14 protein-coding genes are annotated in these 19,874 nt (G+C 33.8%); 11 read left to right on the top strand and 3 right to left on the bottom strand.

Features of this window, described 5'->3' with window-relative positions; translation table 11 throughout:
• Window positions 1-23 precede the first annotated feature (23 nt).
• Window positions 24-1,250 carry an MFS transporter gene (locus tag COJ46_RS08260; protein ID WP_097974835.1) on the top strand — a complete coding sequence of 409 codons (1,227 nt, stop codon included), beginning with the start codon at window positions 24-26 and terminating at the stop codon, window positions 1,248-1,250.
• A 113-nt stretch (window positions 1,251-1,363) separates the two neighbouring features.
• Here the strand turns inward: COJ46_RS08260 and COJ46_RS08255 are convergent, their stop codons facing one another.
• Window positions 1,364-1,618 (bottom strand): hypothetical protein, encoded by a 255-nt coding sequence (locus COJ46_RS08255; protein ID WP_097974836.1) that lies wholly within the window; start codon window positions 1,616-1,618, stop codon window positions 1,364-1,366.
• A 386-nt stretch (window positions 1,619-2,004) separates the two neighbouring features.
• On the opposite strand from COJ46_RS08255, the gene COJ46_RS08250 reads away from it, so the two are divergent.
• From COJ46_RS08250 to COJ46_RS08230, 5 genes are all read left to right on the top strand, one after another.
• Window positions 2,005-2,442 (top strand): YwiB family protein, encoded by a 438-nt coding sequence (locus COJ46_RS08250; RefSeq protein WP_176522480.1) that lies wholly within the window; start codon window positions 2,005-2,007, stop codon window positions 2,440-2,442.
• The gene (argS, locus tag COJ46_RS08245) at window positions 2,439-4,109 is read left to right on the top strand and encodes an arginine--tRNA ligase (protein ID WP_097974840.1); all 1,671 of its coding nucleotides are present in this window, start codon (window positions 2,439-2,441) and stop codon (window positions 4,107-4,109) included. Before COJ46_RS08250 ends, argS begins: the two co-directional genes overlap by 4 nt.
• A gap of 254 nt (window positions 4,110-4,363) precedes the next feature.
• Window positions 4,364-5,653 (top strand): DUF5667 domain-containing protein, encoded by a 1,290-nt coding sequence (locus COJ46_RS08240; RefSeq protein ID WP_098565819.1) that lies wholly within the window; start codon window positions 4,364-4,366, stop codon window positions 5,651-5,653.
• Window positions 5,654-5,836: 183 nt separating this feature from the next.
• The gene (gene sigI, locus COJ46_RS08235; protein WP_286133487.1) at window positions 5,837-6,565 is read left to right on the top strand and encodes an RNA polymerase sigma-I factor; all 729 of its coding nucleotides are present in this window, start codon (window positions 5,837-5,839) and stop codon (window positions 6,563-6,565) included.
• A gap of 2 nt (window positions 6,566-6,567) precedes the next feature.
• Entirely contained in the window at window positions 6,568-7,563 is a 996-nt protein-coding gene (locus COJ46_RS08230) for an anti-sigma factor domain-containing protein (protein ID WP_097974844.1), read from the top strand.
• A 500-nt stretch (window positions 7,564-8,063) separates the two neighbouring features.
• Here the strand turns inward: COJ46_RS08230 and uvsE are convergent, their stop codons facing one another.
• Together uvsE and cls are read right to left on the bottom strand one after the other, a co-directional pair.
• Window positions 8,064-9,020, bottom strand: a complete 957-nt coding sequence (gene uvsE / locus COJ46_RS08225) for a UV DNA damage repair endonuclease UvsE (RefSeq protein WP_097974846.1) — start codon at window positions 9,018-9,020, stop codon at window positions 8,064-8,066.
• A gap of 43 nt (window positions 9,021-9,063) precedes the next feature.
• A complete protein-coding gene (gene cls, locus COJ46_RS08220) occupies window positions 9,064-10,257 on the bottom strand; it encodes a cardiolipin synthase (RefSeq protein ID WP_097974847.1) in 1,194 nt (397 codons plus the stop codon).
• Window positions 10,258-10,471: 214 nt separating this feature from the next.
• On the opposite strand from cls, the gene COJ46_RS08215 reads away from it, so the two are divergent.
• From COJ46_RS08215 to rpoE, 5 genes are all read left to right on the top strand, one after another.
• The gene (locus COJ46_RS08215) at window positions 10,472-12,580 is read left to right on the top strand and encodes a (Fe-S)-binding protein (protein WP_097974849.1); all 2,109 of its coding nucleotides are present in this window, start codon (window positions 10,472-10,474) and stop codon (window positions 12,578-12,580) included.
• Between the two features lie 169 nt (window positions 12,581-12,749).
• Window positions 12,750-13,931 carry an acetyl-CoA C-acetyltransferase gene (locus COJ46_RS08210; RefSeq protein WP_097974851.1) on the top strand — a complete coding sequence of 394 codons (1,182 nt, stop codon included), beginning with the start codon at window positions 12,750-12,752 and terminating at the stop codon, window positions 13,929-13,931.
• Between the two features lie 403 nt (window positions 13,932-14,334).
• A complete protein-coding gene (locus COJ46_RS08205) occupies window positions 14,335-15,465 on the top strand; it encodes an acyl-CoA dehydrogenase (protein WP_097974853.1) in 1,131 nt (376 codons plus the stop codon).
• A gap of 128 nt (window positions 15,466-15,593) precedes the next feature.
• Window positions 15,594-18,833, top strand: coding sequence for a fused isobutyryl-CoA mutase/GTPase IcmF (icmF, locus tag COJ46_RS08200; protein ID WP_097974855.1), 3,240 nt, complete (start codon window positions 15,594-15,596; stop codon window positions 18,831-18,833).
• A gap of 267 nt (window positions 18,834-19,100) precedes the next feature.
• Window positions 19,101-19,649 (top strand): DNA-directed RNA polymerase subunit delta, encoded by a 549-nt coding sequence (gene rpoE, locus COJ46_RS08195; RefSeq protein ID WP_097974857.1) that lies wholly within the window; start codon window positions 19,101-19,103, stop codon window positions 19,647-19,649.
• The last annotated feature ends 225 nt before the right edge of the window (window positions 19,650-19,874 follow it).

Below are 19,874 nucleotides of genomic sequence, written 5' to 3'. Positions count from 1 at the left end.
ATAATATGGGAGATGGATGAAATATGTCAAACTTGGCAGATCGTAAAAATCAAAAGACACATGCAAATCAAAAATCTGGTCTTTTGAATCAGCCAAAAGCTATTTGGGCTGTTGGCTTTGCTTGTATTATCGCATTCATGGGAATTGGATTAGTTGACCCAATTTTACCAGCAATTGCTGAAAAAATGCATGCTTCTAAAAGTGATGTAACGCTTCTTTTTACAAGTTACAATTTAGTAATGGCATTCGCGATGTTAATAACAGGTTTTATCTCCTCACGTATCGGAATTAAATGGACACTTCTTTTAGGCATACTGATTATTGCAGTCTTCGCTGGTCTTGGAGGTAGCTCAAGCAGTATATGGGAATTAGTATGGTTACGTGGAGGTTGGGGTCTAGGTAACGCATTATTCGTTGCAACTGCATTATCTGCTATTGTTTCATTATCTAGATCAGGTGTTGCACAATCGATTATTTTATACGAAACTGCGATTGGTCTTGGGATTTCAGTTGGTCCATTATTAGGTGGAGAATTAGGTTCAATCTCTTGGAGAGGTCCATTTTTTGGCGTTGCTTGTTTAATGGTCATTGCATTTTTATCTCTATCCATTATGATGCCAAAAACACCTATTACACAAAGTACGAAAAAAGCATCGTTTCTCGATCCATTCCGTGCTCTTAAACATAGATCATTATTAACTTTAGGGATTACAGCATTTTTATATAACTTTGGATTCTTTACTTTATTAGCATTCTCACCATTCTATATGGGATTAAAGGAACATGGTTTAGGATTTGTATTCTTAGGATGGGGACTTTTATTAGCAATTACATCTGTATTTATGGCTCCAAAATTACAAAAAAAATTCGGTACACTTAAATCGATGTATGCTATGTTAGCACTTTTCGCTATTACACTTATCGTAATGGGAATTGGAACTGATACGAATAGTGTAATTATTGTTTGTGTAATAATTGCTGGTGCATTTTTAGGAAATAACAATACATTAATTACAACAGCAGTAATGCAAGCAGCTCCAGTTGAACGTTCAACAGCATCAGCTGCATATAGCTTTTTACGTTTCCTTGGTGGAGCAATTGCACCATATTTAGCAGGTAAACTAGCTGAATGGTATAATCCACATGTACCTTTCTATGTAGGTGGATGTTTTGTATTACTATCGGTAATTTTCTTATTTATTAATAAAAAGCATTTAATTCATATAGATAAAGCAGAGTCTGCACATTAATATGATCGTGTATTTCTCGATAATTGGTGAAAACCCGCTAGGAATTACGTATTCCTAGCGGTTTTTTTTTTTTGAATATAAACAAACAAAAACCAGCCCTTTACGAGCTGGTTTCATGGTCCGAAATGACCGAACATCATCAGATAAACGATGAAGCCGATCAGTGCGAGTAATCCGATTAATGCTGCTGTAAAACTGCCGAACATGATTGCTTTTCGTTTGAAAATGAACCACAAAATGAGTCCAACAACAAATGGCACGAAAAAGGCGTACAAATAAATGAGAAAAATACTGGATAACGAAATGATTCCAATGCCTAGTCCAATGAAAAATAGTTTGCTAGATGATAGTTGTGCGATTGTTTTCATAAAATCCCCTTTTATTCTTCATATGTTCTTTATTGTCTCACAAACAGTTTTCAATTGAAAACAAAAATCCTCCTTACTTCAAGGCAAGATTATTTTGTTAGTATGTTGATGCTACTGACATCAGATGACGATCAATGAGTAATAGTTCCTGCATTTTTAGATTTGATGAGTCGAAATAAATATGACCGAAATTCATCATTATATTTTTGAAACAAGAAAATACCCCAATTTTTCAGATAGCCATATTATTTTGTTCACTTTAATGAATATTTTTCACAATTTTTTTGTTACCTATTTTATTTTTTTTATTAGATTATGCTAAAATGGGAAAAGATGATTTTTGGATGTGATTCGTTACGTTCATGGGGAGAAAAGGACGTGTAAAAGTGAAAGGACAACAAGGCATACCTGTCTCAATTGACTTTGAGACTTTAATAAAAGATCCACACGGGCGTGATAAAATCAGTTTTCAAGCAAATGGCCTATATTATAAAAAAGATGATATTTCATATTTATTATTTGATGAAAATCACGAGGACCGAAAAGTAAAGGCTACTATGAAAATAGGTAAAGGGGAAGTAACAATTATTCGTAATGGCGGAGTTATGATGCGTCATCAGTACCGAGTAAATGAAACAACTGAAGGTACTTTCTCAAATGAATTAGGCGTATTTCAAACTAAGGCATATACAAAAAAACTACAATTTCTAGTATCTGAAGGTCCTTTGAAAGGGGTACTTCAATTAGGATATAAGTTATTCGTAGGAGATGAAAATGCTGGGTCGTATAACATTACAGTATCAATTAAGGAGGCAACGATATGAATACATTAGAACAAGTGAAAAGCCGTTTGAAAAATGAAATCGAAGCTGCGGTAATAAAAGCAGGATTAGCAACGGAGGAACAATTACCACAAGTCGTATTAGAATCACCTAAAGATAAAGCGCACGGAGATTTTTCAACAAATATGGCAATGCAATTAGCGCGTGTTGCTAAAAAGGCTCCTAGAATGATTGCAGAGGAGTTAATTAATTCTTTTGACCAAAGTAAAGCAAGCATTAAAAAAGTAGAAATTGCTGGACCAGGTTTCATCAATTTTTATATGGATAATAGTTATCTTACTGATTTAATTCCAACGATTATTAAATCGGGAAATGAATATGGCCAAACAAACTTTGGTAACGGTGAAAAGATTTTAGTTGAGTTTGTTTCAGCAAATCCGACTGGAGATTTACATTTAGGTCATGCTCGTGGAGCTGCATTTGGAGATTCATTATGCAATATTTTAGATAAAGCAGGTTATGAAGTAACTCGTGAATATTATATTAATGATGCTGGAAACCAAATTAATAATTTAACTTTTTCGGTAGAAGCACGTTATATGCAAGCACTTGGAATGGATAAAGAAATGCCTGCAGATGGCTACCATGGTGCAGACATTATTGAGATTGGTAAAACATTAGCTGCTGAATTCGGTGATCGTTATGTGAATGAACCAGAAGAGGCTCGTTACAAGTTCTTCCGTGAGTACGGTTTAAAATTAGAAATGGAAAAACTACAACGAGATCTACGTAATTTCAGAGTCGAATTTGATGTGTGGTATTCAGAAACTTCATTATATCAAAATGGAAAAGTGTTAGAGGCTCTTGATGATTTAAACCAACGTGGTGAAACATATGAAGAAGAAGGAGCGACTTGGTTCCGTTCTACAACATATGGTGATGACAAAAACCGTGTACTAATTAAAAGCGATGGCTCGTATACTTATTTAACTCCGGATATCGCTTACCACCGAGACAAGCTTAGTCGTGGTGCAGATAAATTAATTGATATTCTTGGGGCTGACCATCACGGATACATTCCTCGAATGAAAGCAGCAATTCAAGCATTAGGTTATAATGCTGATACGCTTGAAGTAGAAATTATCCAAATGGTTCAGTTATATCAAGATGGTGAAAAAGTTAAAATGAGTAAACGGACAGGTAAAGCTGTAACGTTACGTGATTTAATGGAAGAAGTAGGTACTGATGCAACTCGTTACTTCTTTGCAATGCGCGGTTGTGATTCACATTTAGACTTTGATATGGACTTAGCAGTTTCTAAATCAAATGAAAACCCTGTGTATTATTCACAATATGCTCACGCTCGTGTATGTAGTATTCTTCGTCAAGGTGAAGAAATGGGTATCGTTTACAATGGTGAAGCGGATTACAGCCTTGTTTCGTCTGAAAAAGAATATGAGTTATTAAAGAAATTAGGAGAATTCCCAGGAGCGGTTTCATTAGCTGCTTCAAAACGCACTCCTCATCATATTACAAACTATGTGTTTGAATTAGCGGGTACATTCCACAGCTTCTATAATGCAGAAAAAGTATTAGATGCTGAAAATGTTGAAAAGTCAAAAGCTAGACTAGCTTTAATGAAGGCAGTTCAAGTTACATTACAAAATGCATTAGCTTTAGTTGGAGTTTCTGCACCAGAAAAAATGTAAATAGTAAATTAAAAGTACCATGCCCTAATTTAGGGTATGGTACTTTTTTGTTAACTTAATCTAATTTCCAAAGTATTATTTTGTATTTTTTTAGTAAGTTATTTTATAAAACTTTGTCGGTAAATAGGGAAAAATAACAAGTTTCACCATTTTTTTAAATTTTTTTAAAAACGACCCCCTAAAAAATGAAAGTCTCTACGAATAGTTATAGTGAGAATAATTTAAGAAATTTTTTATAAAGGGGAAAAAAATTAATGAAAAAATTATTAGTACATACGACTGCTACAGCACTATTATTATCTCAGCTAGGATTCTCTAGTTCAGTACTTGCTGCTGAAAATGATACAGTTTCACCAACTGATCAAAAGGAAGAAGCACCAGCATTAGTTAAAGGCGATTTCTTCTATTTTGTTAAAACAACAGTAGAAAAAATTCAATTGTTACTAACAACAGACAAAGTTAAAGAAGCAGATCTTTTAGCACAATTTGCTCAAGAGCGCATTCATGAAGCAAGAGAATTAATTAAAGAAGGTAAAGAAGATTTAGCAAAAGAAACATTAAAAGAAGCTTTAAGTCAAATGGACAATGCTCAAGGCCAAATTGATGGTAAACTTCCAACTGTTACTGAGCCAACGACTTCAGAAACAACAACAGAAGGTACTGTTACTACGAAACCAGCAGAAGATTCAACTGAAGTAGAAAAAGAAGACACAGAAAAAGTTGAGACAGATAAACAAGATACAGACAAACAAGAAGTAGAAAAAGAAGACCAAGAAAAAGCTGAGACAGACAAACAAGAAACAGAAAAAGAAGATCAAGATAAAGCTGAAACAGACAAACAAGACACAGAAAAAGAAGATCAAGATAAAGCTGAGACAGACAAGCATGAAAAACAAAAATTAACAAGAGAGCAAAAAGAAATTGCAAAAATTCAGCATCATTTAAATAACAATTTACTTGTTTTAGCAAATGTTTTAGATCAAGTTAAAAATCCAAAAGCAAAAGCTGCGATTGCTAAAAATATTGAAAAGAGCTTTAACAAAATTTCTGAAAGATTAGAGAAAGTCTTAAAACATACAGAACAGGATTCAACTGCTCTAAAACCAGTTATTACAGTTCAATACCCAGATTCAACTACAGATCAGTCAGCTACGCCAGAAGTTATTACAACAGTGACTAAAATTGAAGACGTAAATGATACAGACGTGAAAAATGTTAATGAAGACGAACAAGGTGAAAATGATGACAAAGATGATGCTGCTGAAGTTGCTACAAAACCTGTAACAGTAGAGCATGAGGAAGAACATCAACATAAGTCAAAAGAAGTAAAACCAGTTAAAGTTAAAAAAGTAAAAGTTGAAAAAGAAGAAAAACATGTAGTAAAGCATGAAGTAAAACACGTAGTAAAGCACGAAAATGGTACAAACCATAGAAATCAAGGTGAACATGAAAATCGTGGAAACCACAAGGGAAATCAAAAGCAAGAGAATAATAAATCAAATAACCAAGGTGAAAACCATGGAAATGGACATGGTAAAAACTAATAAGTAATTATTTCCATTAACCTTTCAATAAAATCATATGAAACATTTCATAAGATGCGATATGCTTAAGTTTAACGGTTAAAATTAAAATGGTGCCTCATACATTCATTTAATTATATAATGAGTGGAGGCGCCTTTAAGTTTTTATGGCTAAGCAATCCTCTTTTGAAAGGAGATCGGGTCTTGTTACTTACAATTTTTCAGACGCTTTATAAAAGAAAAGAAAAAATTGAAGATATTGTATTAACAATACAACAGTCTTCATCAAAAGAATTAGATGATTTTATCGTTCAATATACTCCTTTTATAAACAAAACTGTTTCCACTATTTGTGGAAGATATATTACTAATCAAGAAGATGAATTTAGTATCGGTTTAAATGCATTTCATGAAGCTATTAAACTATATTCATACAAAAAAGGTTCGTCATTTCTATCTTTTGCAAAGTTGATCATAAAACGAGAATTAATCGATTATTTTCGCAAGGAATCTAAATACCAATCGTTGACCTCAGAACAAACCGGTTCAGATGATATACATAAACAATATGATGACCATGTGTATAGCTCTTATATAAAAAACTTTGATGAAGTAAATCGTAAAGAAGAAATTATTCATTTCAGTGAGATGCTTAAACAATTTGGAATTTCATTAGAAACTTTAGTAGAGGTTTCGCCTAAACATGAAGATACTAGGGAGCATATTTTTTCAGTTGTAGACCTAGTTACATCTGATGAAGAAATGTTAACTTTTCTATATAAAAAGAAAAAATTACCGATGAAAAAACTAGAAACTAAAGTTAATATAAGTCGAAAATCGCTAGAAAAACATAGAAAATATATAATTGCCATGAGTATCATTATCGTCAATGAGTATATTTATTTAAAAAACTATTTAAAGAGGGGGAACTGAAGATGAACAATGGTATCGTTTTAAAAGTTAATCATTCTTCCGTAGTTGTACTAACAGCTAACGGTGAATACTTAAAATGTAAAAAATTATTGTCATCCTATTCGATCGGTGAAGAAATTCAGTTCCCCAACAATGCAATCATTTTAAATAAAAAAATGAAATTGAGCATCCCTAAATTGATACCTGTCGTAATTGCGAGTGGATTGATTCTTTTTTCTTTTATATTTGTCAATTTGAACATCAATGAAGCATTGGCAGCAGGAAAGGTTACAATTGACTCAGAAGCAAAGGTATCTTTAATATTGGACAAACAGTTAAAGGTCATTGCATTAAAAGGTCACAATGAACAAGGTAAACAATTGATCAACAAAATGGATAACTGGAAAAATGAGTCCCTACATTTAGTTATGGATGATTTAGTTGATGAAATGGAGAAATCTAAAGTAATTAAACCAGATGAAATAATCAAATTAACTGGTGAGATGAGAAAAGAATTTGAAAATAAACAAAGTGAGCTAAATCATGAATTGAAGGATATTCAAGATAGTAATAATCATATTAATATCCCAAATTCTAAGAATTTAGAACAGCCAAAGGTTAAAACTCAAAACCAAAGCCAAAATCAAAATAAACCAGAAAAAAGTTTTAATTCTAATTCAACGAAAGTGACAAAAGGCGAAACTAATAACAATAAATCTAGTTTAAAGTCACCTACAATCGAAAAAGAAAAAAATAATGTTAATGGTCATTCAAAAGAAGTTCAGAACAATAGACATCAAGATGAGCACTGGGGAAATAAGCAACGTCAATGGAATCATAAAAATCAAGTTGAACATCATGAATCACTGAATCAAAACAAACAATACAACAACAATGAAAAGCATCAAGTCAAAAAAAAAAATGACTATAATGATGTCGGCGGATTAAGAAAAAGTAATAATGATCAACGAAAAAATAATGAAGGATGTCATGGGTGCAATAATCGTTATAAAAAATAATGGAAACGATAACATAACACTGATGGCTGGCAAAATAGTAATGAAAAACACTCAGATTAATAATCTGAGTGTTTTTTTATACAAATAACATTACTAACCCCATAAAAGAATAAAGGCTTAGGAAATACCGTTCAAATGCTCATGAATAACCAGCCAAACACCATGGCTTTCTAAATACATTGGTAGCTCTACCATGCCGACTACAAAGTTTCCTTTCAAATAGCCTTCAATTGATAAGTACATGTTGCAGAAGTATGATCGGTAGTTAACCATTTTACATTTGTAGCTGAGTACACTTCATCTTGAATTACATTCCAAGCATTTTAAAAAATACTGTTTAATTTCATCTATAAACCATCATATCATTGTTTCTTTCCATAATTAATCAGTTAGTTTAAAGCCAAAAGAGAAACCCTCAAGGTAAGTTAAACTTCCTTAAGGGCTGCGTTAGAATAATTCTTAACACCATTATTTTTGCTGTTATGTCTTTGGAACTCAACTTAAATAACTTCGATCATCCCACCACTTATTCGCTTATAACCTCTCCATTTCGACATATCCTCCATTAATTGCAATAGAGCTAAATCCTTTTTTTTCGATTCAATCATTATATCGATATCTTTTCCAATTGATCTGACGATGTCAAAAAAGGGCTTAATAAAATGAAGGTCAATTAAATCTGAATGCGCTCTAAACTCTTTATCGGATTTCGGAGATGAAATATGAATTTTAGGCTTCAAATATGTATGTTCCCAAGTAGAGAATATAAGGGGTAATAATCTCTCTAACGGTTCTTCGCATAAGTTTGCCATATGATGATGATAGTCAAATACGAGCGGAATACCTTCGTTTTTACAAACCATTAGTGTTTCAGCGGTATTATACGTTTTATCGTCATTTTCTAACGTCATTTGTTTTTTTATGTGAGTAGGGAGCTTTTTTATATTTTCATAAAAACGTTGGATCGCAAGCTCTTTATTGCCATAAGCTCCTCCAATATGTATATTAATGACGCTTTGGTCTGAAATACCCATCGCTTCAAGAACTTTATAATGATACTCCATATCAATCACAGCATTATCAGTAATATGAGGTTTATCACTTGTAAAAAGCGTGAATTGGTTAGGATGAAAACTAACTCTTAATTCATGCTTTTTGATAAAATCGCCTATTTCTTTAAATTGTTTGTGAAAAATATTTATATAATCGAATTCTACATCTGGATGAGTCGCCAAAGGGACCATTGAAGAGGACATTCTATATAAGGGGATTTGTTGTCCCACATTATAATGAAGTGCTCTATACGTATTTTCAATATTTTGCGATGTAACATAAATTAATTTCTCTAAACGTTCGTCCAGGTCAAGGGCTTTATAACGTGTATATGTAAGAGTTTTTGCAGGTGAACAATTATATAATGATAATGCATGTGATACGTACCCAAATCGAATGATCATATTTTGTTCACCTCTTCCTTGATTTTTGTATACGTACAAAGGACTACATTAATGGAGAAAGAAGCTTAGATAAAAGCTTACGACACTTCCATAAGAATGTTGTATTTTTATAATGCTGGGTAGGATAAGTTTTTGAGCGTTCTAAGTCCTTTGTAAATATTTCTTTAATCTTCATTATGAAAGATTCACTCGAAAAAATACAGCTCCATTCATCATTTATGCAAAGACTTCTACGATCAAAGTTAACGGAACCTACATCACAGTAATGATCATCGATTAGTAGTACTTTGGCATGAAAGAACCCTTTCTGATAATGAAAAACTTCCCCACCACCTTCTAAAATTAAAAGGAGATGTGGAAAACTCGCCTCTTTAACTAGTCTGTGATCTTCTTTTTCCGGCACCATTACGCATATGTGGACGCCTCGATTAAGAGCTGCAAGAAGTGCGTTCATCAATTTTTTTGTTGGAATAAAATAAGGTGTACCAATGTAAATATGATTTTTTGCCTGATCTATTAAATCTTTATATAGGTTCTCAATGCGTACAAAGTCCGACGAATAGAAGTGGTGCTCGATTTCTCCTTTTACTAATTCATCGTCATTAATTAGCGCAAAGGATTCTCCGCCACTTCTAACCCAGTCTATTAAAAATTGAATGTGTAAATCTTTTACACCTTCACCTGTCATTCGAATATGATAATCTCTCCAATAACCTAAGTCTTCATCAAAGCCAATATATTCTTTGCCAATATTAAAACCACCAAAATAGCCGATTTTTTGATCTATTACTGTAATTTTACGATGGTTACGATGTTGAAACCGATAGAGAGTATATGGAAATCCAATTCTCCGATTAAAAAGTACTTCCACGTTATTTTCTTTTAGTTTTTTTATTCTTTTACGCTTTAGTCTAAAGCTTCCGATCCAATCAACAAGGAGGCGTACTTCTAATCCTTCCCGAGCTTTTCTTTCAAGTAATGATAAAAATTTTTCAGATGTATCATCATTTCGAACAATATAAAAAAGCATAGAAATGCTACTACTTGCTTCTGTTATGTCGTCTAGAAGATGCTTGTACAAATCATTACCATCTGTTATTAATATTGTTTCGCTATATCTTTTTTTAAATGGACAAGTTTTATCATATTTATGAAAGGCTTTATAGCCAAAATAAAGATCTAAGCTAGCAAGGAGTATAAGAAAGAGTAGAGCAATTAAGCAAATGCAAAGAATCATATAATTAAACTCCTTTACCTTTTACGTGTTGATAGTATGACCATTTCCATTGAAGAATATGAAAAAGAGCCAATTTATTATGAAAAAGTATTTGACTGAATAGTCATTCATAATATAATTAAATTATATATTTTCTGAATATTATTATGGTTATAAATTTTTAAACAGTAAGCGTTTTCTTTTATAACCGGGAAAATTGGGGGAGGAATACATCATGAATCATGCACTTTTGTATTTGAACGCACTAGGGTTTGTGGCAATTACAGTTTATGCAATTTATTTATTCATTTACCTGATTCAAACAAGACTTGCCTACATTAAATTAGGTAAAAAAGAAGAATTTGAAAGAAACTTGAAAGAACGTTTTCAAAAAATTTGGGTCAATGTTTTTGGACAAAAAAAGCTATTGAAGGATAAGAAAAGTGGATTTATTCATTTGTTATTCTTTTATGGATTCATTTTAGTTCAAGCAGGGGCTTTAGACTTTATTATAAGAGGTCTTGTTCCTAGCGCACATTTACCTCTTGGACCTTTGTATGGTGCATTTACATTTTTTGAAGAAATCATTGCGTTACTAATATTGGTGGCAGTTGTTTGGGCCTTCCATAGACGATATATTGAAAAGTTAGTTCGACTAAAAAGAGGTTGGAAAAGCGGTTTAGTTCTTATTTTTATTGGTTTATTAATGTTATCAACACTATTTGGTAATGGCATGGGAATCATTTGGCATGGTGAAGCAACGAGTTTCCACGAACCAATCGCATCATTAATTGCAACGATTTTTAATGGTATTAGTAAGCCTTTATCCATTTCGTTATTTTATGTTGCTTGGTGGACTCACTTAATTTCACTTTTAACGTTCTTAGTATATGTACCTCAATCAAAACACGCACATTTACTTGCTGGTCCAGCGAACGTGTATTTTAATCGTTTAACGAAAGCAGGAAAATTAGAAAAAATAGATTTTGAGGATGAAACACAAGAGACATTTGGTGTTGGAAAAATCAGCGACTTCCGTCAATCACAGTTAATTGACTTATATGCTTGCGTAGAATGTGGTCGTTGTACGAATGTATGTCCAGCTACTGCAACTGGAAAAATGCTGTCACCGATGGATTTAATTTTAAAACTTCGTGATCATTTAACTGAAACAGGGGCTGTTGTAACGTCTCGTGCACCTTGGGTTCCAACAGTTGCATTTTCTAAAACAAAAGGAAATCAATTAGCATTTGCTTCACAAGGAAAACAAGAATCAGCAGCAACATTAGAATATAGTCCAAGTTTAATTGGTGACGTAATTACTGAGGAAGAGATTTGGGCATGTACAACTTGTCGCAACTGTGAAGATCAATGTCCAGTAATGAATGAGCATGTTGAAAAGGTAATTGATTTACGTCGTTATTTAGTTTTAACAGAAGGTAAGATGCAACCTGATGCTCAACGTGCAATGACAAATATCGAACGTCAAGGAAACCCATGGGGATTAAATCGTAAAGACCGTGAAAACTGGAGAGAACTTGACGAAAGTATCCATATCCCAACAGTAAAAGAAGCTCAGAAAGCAGGAGAAGAAATTGAATACTTATTCTGGGTTGGTGCAATGGGTTCATATGATAACCGTAGCCAAAAAATCGCATTAGCATTTGCGAAACTAATGAATGAAGCTGGAGTTAAGTTTGCAATTTTAGGTAATAAAGAGAAAAATTCTGGCGATACACCTAGACGATTAGGTCAAGAATTCTTATTCCAAGAGTTAGCAAGTAATAATATCGCAGAAATTGAAAAAGCGGGAGTAACTAAATTAGTAACAATTGACCCACATGCTTATAACACATTTAAAAATGAATATCCTGATTTTGGTTTATCAATAGAAGTTTATCATCATACAGAATTATTATCTCAATTGGTTAAAGAAGGTAAGTTAAAGCCGGTTCATCAAGTAAATGAAGTGATTACTTACCATGATTCATGCTATTTAGGTCGATACAATGAAGTTTATGAAGCTCCTAGGGATATTCTTCGTGCAATTCCTGGTGTCAAACTAGTTGAAATGGAGCGTAAGCGTGAAACAGGTATGTGCTGTGGAGCGGGTGGAGGATTAATGTGGATGGAAGAGCATGTTGGTAATCGTATTAATGTAACACGTACTGAACAAGCACTTGCAGTTAGTCCAAATGTAATTGGAACAGGTTGTCCGTATTGCTTAACAATGCTATCAGATGGAACAAAAGCAAAAGAAGTCGAAGAGAATGTTAAAACACTAGATATAGCAGAGCTTTTAGAGTTATCGATTTTTGGTGACAAACAAAACCAAGCTTCATAAAAGTTCTATAACTTTTCAATCTTCATAAAATAGCAATGAAAGGTGTGCAACTTGTACACCTTTCAGACTGCCCGGCAACGTTTTAAACCGCCTTTTATTTAGTGAATTGATTGATTATAGGATTTTATTATAAAGGAGAAATAGATCAAACTTTAAGGGGGAAAATGGGATGAGTAAAACAGTTATAGTAAGTGCAGTTCGTACACCAATCGGACGTTTTGGAGGTGCCTTAAAAGGCTTTACTGCTGCCCAGTTAGGTGGTATCGCAATTAAAGAGTCATTGAACCGTGTTAACCATCCATTAGAAATGATTGATGATGTAATAATGGGAACAGTTTTACAAGGTGGACAAGGACAATTACCGTCAAGACAAGCACTTCGTAATGCAGGATTACCTTGGGAAACAAGATCAGAAACAATAAATAAAGTATGTGCATCTGGTATGCGTAGTGTTATGCTTTCTGATTTATTGATTCGATCTGGCGAAAGTAAACGGATTGTTGCAGGTGGAATGGAATCCATGAGTAATACACCTTATTATCAAACCTCTATAAGATGGGGAAATAAAATGGGGAATACAGAGTTAAAAGATGGTCTTCTAGTAGATGGTTTAACTTGTTCATTTACTGGTGTTCATATGGGTACATATGGAAATGAAGTTGCTAAAATCGAAGACATATCTCGTGAGCAACAAGACGAGTGGGCACTTCGTAGTCAACAACTTGCGGTTGAATCAATTAAAACAGGTAAATTTGAAGAAGAAATTGTAGCGGTTGAGTCCGTTGGCAAAAAAGGAGTCGTAACCAAAATAGAAGTAGACGAGTGTCCAAGGGAAGATACTACGATTGAAAAAATAGCTAAGCTATCACCAGCATTTGATCGCGACGGAACAATCACAGCTGGAAATGCACCTGGATTAAATGACGCAGGTGCAGCACTTTTATTAATGAGTGAGGAAGAAGCAAAACTAAATGGCTACTTACCTTTAGCTACAATCGTTGCAACAGAATCAATGGCTGTAGAAGCAAAGGACTTCCCTAAAACTCCAGGATATGTCATTCAAAAATTATTACAAAAAACAAATAAAAAGATGTCAGATATAGACTTATTTGAAATTAACGAAGCATTTGCAGCAGTAATTTTAGCAAGTGCGAAAATAGCGGATATACCTTTAGAAAAAATAAATGTAAATGGTGGAGCTATTGCTCTAGGGCATCCAATTGGAGCAAGTGGTGCAAGAATCATCGTAACTTTAATTAATGCTCTAAAAGCAAGAGGCGGAGGCCTAGGAATTGCTGCAATCTGCAGCGGCGGTGGCCAAGGAGACGCAGTCTTAGTAGAGGTACGATAAGAGGGGAACGCAAGAATAGCAGGGTATGGGAAGAGCAGGAAAGGTATGGAGGGAAATATATCCTTCTGTCTAAGTACTGCCTCCCTTAAGCTGTTATTTTTTTTGCTTTTCTACTTTTGCCTATTAACTTGATCTTGTTTTTCCTTCCTTCCAGACTTAAAAATTTTTCTACAAAAAATAACAGGAATTTTCAGATTTTTGTCTAATATTATACGAAGTAGACTATCTTTTTAGTTAAAGTACAAAATATTTTGTTAACGCTTACAAATATCGACAAAAACAACATGGCAGTGATAAGGGAGCAATTTTGTTAAGGGGAATAGGATATAAAATAATTATCTTTAATTAAAACCTCTTATTTGATTGTGATCCTTGTCCTAGCAAAAATCGGGGGAAATGATCTATGCAATTTCGTTTAAGTGAAGAACATGAAATGATTCGTAAAATGGTAAGAGATTTTGCTAGAAATGAGGTTGCTCCGTCAGCTGCTGAGCGTGATGAGCATGAAAAATTTGATCGTTCAATTTTTGATCAAATGGCTGAGTTGGGATTAACAGGTATTCCATTCCCAGAGGAATATGGTGGAATCGGTAGTGATTATTTAGCTTACGTTATCGCGGTTGAAGAGCTTTCTAGAGTTTGTGCTTCAACGGGTGTAACTTTATCGGCTCACACTTCATTAGCTAGTTGGCCGATATATAAATTTGGTACGGAAGAACAAAAACAAAAATTCTTAAAACCGTTAGCACAAGGTACAAAAATTGGTGCTTATGGATTAACTGAACCAGGATCTGGATCAGATGCTGGTGGTATGAGAACGACTGCTAGAAAAGAAGGAAACGAATTTATATTAAATGGTTCAAAAATATTTATTACTAACGGTGGAGAAGCGGAAATTTACGTAGTATTTGCGGTGACTGATCCTACAAATAAACACGGTGTTTCTGCATTTATCGTTGAAAGTGATACACCAGGTTTTTCAGTTGGTAAGAAAGAAAGTAAATTAGGTATTCGTTCATCACCAACAACTGAAATTATCTTTGAAGAATGCCGTATCCCAGCTGAAAACCTATTAGGTGAAGAAGGTAAAGGATTTAAAGTCGCGATGCAAACTCTTGATGGTGGTAGAAATGGAATCGCTGCTCAAGCAGTAGGTATTGCACAAGGTGCTTTAGATGCGTCAGTTGATTATGCTAAAGAGCGTGTTCAATTTGGTAAACCAATTATTGCTCAACAAGGTGTCTCATTTAAACTTGCAGATATGGCTACAAGTATCGAAGCTTCTCGTCTATTAACTTATCAAGCTGCATGGTTAGAATCTAATGGACTTCCATATGGTAAGGAATCTGCTATGTCTAAATTACTTGCAGGAGATACTGCGATGAAGGTTACAACAGAGGCAGTACAAGTTTTTGGTGGTTATGGATATACGAAGGATTATCCGGTGGAACGCTTTATGAGAGACGCTAAAATCACTCAAATCTATGAGGGAACACAAGAAATTCAAAGACTAGTAATCTCAAGAATGCTATAAAAAATAATATTTATTCTTCTATTCGCATTACGAATGATTATGATCGCTTGGTACAAGGAATATGGGATGCCCTTTACCAAGTTTTCTTTTACAAAAAAAGGCAATTATAATTCTGGGGGATGATTAGTATGGTAGAAAAGTATCAAGCTAAGCACAAGATTCGTTTCGTTACTGCATCAAGCTTATTTGATGGCCATGACGTGTCAATCAATATGATTAGAAGATTATTGCAAGAAAATGGTGTTGAAGTTGTTCATTTAGGCCATAACCGCTCTGTTGAAGAAATTATTAACGCAGCAATTCAAGAGGATGTACAAGGTATTTCAATTTCTTCCTACCAAGGTGGACATATGGAGTACTTTAAATATATGTACGACTTGCTTCAAGAAAGAGGCGCTTCTCACATCAAGTTATTTGGAGGCGGCGGTGGCGTAATTCTGCCTAAAGAGCAAGAGGAGTTAGAAGAATACGGGATTACTAAAATCTATTCACCTGAAGATGGACGTATAATGGGACTTCAAGGAATGATTAATCATATGTTACAAAGCACAGATTTTCTTCCACCTTTGAAGGACTTAGAAAACATTCAAAAACTATCTGCTACAAATCATAAAGAAATTGCTAGATTTATTACTTTAGCTGAAAATAAAGGTTCTCTAGATTCAAGCTTAGAGATGGCCGCAACATTAGAAAAATCAGAAACTAGTAAAAGTGTAGTAATTGGTATGACTGGTACTGGTGGAGCGGGTAAGAGTTCATTAACAGATGAGCTAGTACGCCGTTTTATTCAAGAGTTTCCAGAAAAAACAATCGGTATTGTTTCAATTGACCCAACAAAACGTAAAACAGGTGGGGCATTATTAGGTGATCGTATTCGTATGAATTCAATTCACCATCCAAATGTGTATATGAGAAGTTTAGCTACTCGAGATAGTCAATCTGAAATCTCAAATGCATTAGAGGATACTATTTCAATCTTAAAATCAGCTGATTTTGACGTTATTTTTGTTGAGACAAGTGGTATAGGTCAAGGTGACGCTGCAATTACTCAGTACAGTGATATTCACCTGTATGTTATGACAAGTGAATTTGGAGCACCTTCTCAATTAGAAAAAATTGATATGATTGACTTTGCTGATTTGATTGCAATTAATAAATTTGAACGTCAAGGCTCAGAAGATGCATTACGCCTTGTTCAAAAACAATATCAACGTAGTCGCCATCTTTTCCATGATGATATCGCTACAATGCCTGTATACGGAACAATAGCTAGCCAGTTCAACGATGCAGGAACTAATAATTTATTTTTAGCTTTAACAAAATCAATTGAAAAACACACTACAAATGAGTGGAATACGACATATATTAAGCCGGGTAATGTGGAGAAACAACATGTCATTATTCCAAGTAATCGTCGTTTCTATTTAAGAGAAATTGCAGAAACTGTAAGAAACTATCACGAAAATACTGAAGTCGAGGCAGCAAAAGCTTCAAAGCTTTATCAAATTGAAGGAACACTGTCTGAAATAGAGTCACTAAATATTGAAGATGCAAAAAATACACTAGTAGATTTGAAAAATAAATTTGAAGAATCTCTTGCTCCATCTACAAAACAAGCTCTTAATCATTTTAAATTGATTAAGGAAGCATATTCACAAGATCAACTAATTCAAAAAATTAGAGATAAAGAAATTAAAATTGAATTAACAACGACAACTTTATCGGGTACAAAAATACCGAAAGTATCTGTACCTACTTATCGAGATTATGGAGATTTATTAAGATGGGTAGCGAAAGAAAACGTGCCTGGATATTTCCCATTTACAGCTGGAGTATTCCCATTCAAGCGTCAAGATGAAGATCCGAAGAGACAATTTGCTGGTGAGGGACCTCCAAGCAGAACGAATAAACGATTCCACTATCTATGTGAGAATGACCCAGCTAAACGTTTAAGTACAGCATTTGATTCAGTAACTCTATATGGAGAAGACCCAGCAATTCGTCCTGATATTTTTGGGAAAATTGGTGAGAGTGGAGTAAATGTATGTACTTTAGATAATATGATTGAACTTTACAATGGTTTTGATTTATGTAGTCCTTCAACATCTGTTTCTATGACAATTAATGGTCCAGCACCAATTATTTTAGCTATGTTTTTAAATACTGCTATCCATCAACAAGTTGAAATAAAAGAAAAAGAATTAGGCCGAATTTTAACAGTTGAAGAATTCACAGAAATCAAGCGAGTAACTTTACAAAAAGTTCGTGGTACTGTTCAAGCTGATATTTTAAAAGAGGATCAAGGGCAAAATACATGTATTTTCTCAACAGAATTCGCTTTAAAAATGATGGGCGATATTCAACAGTATTTTATTGATAATAGTGTTCGTAATTATTATTCAGTTTCTATTTCTGGATACCACATTGCTGAAGCTGGAGCAAATCCAATTTCACAACTTGCATTCACTTTATCAAATGGATTCACTTACGTTGAATATTATTTAAGTCGAGGAATGAAAATTGATGATTTTGCACATAATTTATCGTTCTTCTTTAGTAATGGACTTGATGCAGAGTACTCAGTAATAGGCCGTGTAGCGAGAAGAATTTGGGCTGTTACGATGAAAGAAAAATATGGTGCATCTGAACGTAGTCAAAAACTTAAATACCATGTCCAAACATCTGGTCGCTCATTACATGCTCAAGAGATGGCATTTAATGATATCCGTACAACGTTACAAGCATTACTGGCTTTATATGATAACTGTAACTCACTTCATACAAATGCATATGATGAGGCTGTTACAACTCCTACTGAGGAATCTGTGCGTCGTGCAATGGCGATTCAGCTTATTATTCAAAAGGAAAATGGTCTATCGAAAAATGAAAATCCAATCCAAGGATCATTTATCATTGAGCAGCTAACAGACTTAGTAGAAGAAGCAGTCTTAAAAGAGTTTGAGAGAATCAGTGACCGTGGTGGCGTATTAGGTGCGATGGAGCTTCAATATCAACGTGGCAAAATTCAAGAAGAGTCACTTTATTATGAAACACTTAAACATAATGGTGAACTTCCAATTATAGGAGTAAACTCTTACATCAATCCGAACGAACAAATGGAATCAATTAATACAATGGAAATCGCTAGATCAAGCTACGAAGAAAAACAATCGCAAATTGATCATGTCGAACAATTCCAAGTGAAACATAAATCAGAAGCACAGGTTGCTTTAGAACAATTAAAACAAGTTGCTCGTCAAAATGGCAATTTATTCGAAGAGCTAATGAATACTGTTCGCGTTGCTAGTTTAGGGCAAATTACTCAAGCATTATATGAAGTAGGCGGACAATACCGTAGAAATATGTAAAAAGAATTTTGAAAAGCCGTTTGTCCTGCTTTAAGACAGCAAAAATGGCATGTGACTGGAGTTAGGTAGAATGGGCGTCTTTTAGGCGCTCATTTTACTATTTTCGCAAAAAATTAATCTAATATTGAAAAATATAGACAAGGTGCTAGCATATTTAACTTAGTTTTGTTTATAATGAAAGATATGTATTTTATAGCTAACTAGTAAAATTTATACATAATGTTATTAAATTATGGTGAAAATATTATTTTTAAAGGAGTGCTTACCTTGAGTTTAAAGCAATACTCGGAAGAGCAATTAAAAGAATTATCGCTTATTGAATTAGCATATGAACTTTTTTCTGAAACAAAGGAACCTATTTCTTTTTACGATTTAGTTGACCAAATGGCAACAGTTTTAGGTGTAACTAGAGAGGCACTATTAGAAAAACTTCCTCAGTTTTATACAGAATTAAATATTGATGGTCGTTTCGTATGTTTAGGTGAAAATCGTTGGGGATTACGTGCTTGGTACCCATACGATCAAGCAGAAGAAGAAGTATTACCTGTTGCAAAACCTAAGAAGAAACGTAAACAATTGGAAGAAGAAGATGAATTCGAAGATTATGACGCATCTGAAGAAGATGAGTTTGAAGAAGAAGAACTTGAATTAGACGAGTTAGATGAAGATCTAGTTGATGATGATGAAACTGATGAGTTTGATGACGAAGAAATCGATGAAGACGATGAAGACATTGAAATAGATGATGAAGATCTAGAGCTAGAAGATGAAGAAGATGAAGAATTAGATGAATTTGAAGAGGAAGAAGAACGATAAGTTCTTGACTTTTAAGTACTGAATGAGTAGAATTCTTATTGGGCTCTTTAAAAAGAACGAAATATATTTTGACGCTCCCTATTTTTAATAGGGGGCGTCTTTGTTTTTTTACAAATAATTAATGTAATAAAACAATAAATGAAATGTTTGCTTTAGATTCAAATGTTAAAAATTTGCATGAAACAACCCAATTTTGGATGACAATAAAGCATGCATACAAAATGT

The sequence above is a fragment of the Bacillus sp. AFS077874 genome, assembly GCF_002566505.1.
GTDB lineage: Bacteria > Bacillota > Bacilli > Bacillales > Bacillaceae_G > Gottfriedia.
This window is presented reverse-complemented; position numbering and strand designations above follow the sequence as displayed.

What these genes read in the sequence shown, in the direction of transcription:
- COJ46_RS08260 (WP_097974835.1), top strand. Translation starts at nt 24, where the DNA reads ATGTCAAACTTGGCAGATCGTAAAAATCAAAAGACACATGCAAATCAA.
- COJ46_RS08255 (WP_097974836.1), bottom strand. Translation starts at nt 1,618, where the DNA reads ATGAAAACAATCGCACAACTATCATCTAGCAAACTATTTTTCATTGGA.
- argS (WP_097974840.1), top strand. Translation starts at nt 2,439, where the DNA reads ATGAATACATTAGAACAAGTGAAAAGCCGTTTGAAAAATGAAATCGAA.
- COJ46_RS08240 (WP_098565819.1), top strand. Translation starts at nt 4,364, where the DNA reads ATGAAAAAATTATTAGTACATACGACTGCTACAGCACTATTATTATCT.
- COJ46_RS08230 (WP_097974844.1), top strand. Translation starts at nt 6,568, where the DNA reads ATGAACAATGGTATCGTTTTAAAAGTTAATCATTCTTCCGTAGTTGTA.
- uvsE (WP_097974846.1), bottom strand. Translation starts at nt 9,020, where the DNA reads ATGATCATTCGATTTGGGTACGTATCACATGCATTATCATTATATAAT.
- cls (WP_097974847.1), bottom strand. Translation starts at nt 10,257, where the DNA reads ATGATTCTTTGCATTTGCTTAATTGCTCTACTCTTTCTTATACTCCTT.
- COJ46_RS08215 (WP_097974849.1), top strand. Translation starts at nt 10,472, where the DNA reads ATGAATCATGCACTTTTGTATTTGAACGCACTAGGGTTTGTGGCAATT.
- COJ46_RS08210 (WP_097974851.1), top strand. Translation starts at nt 12,750, where the DNA reads ATGAGTAAAACAGTTATAGTAAGTGCAGTTCGTACACCAATCGGACGT.
- COJ46_RS08205 (WP_097974853.1), top strand. Translation starts at nt 14,335, where the DNA reads ATGCAATTTCGTTTAAGTGAAGAACATGAAATGATTCGTAAAATGGTA.
- icmF (WP_097974855.1), top strand. Translation starts at nt 15,594, where the DNA reads ATGGTAGAAAAGTATCAAGCTAAGCACAAGATTCGTTTCGTTACTGCA.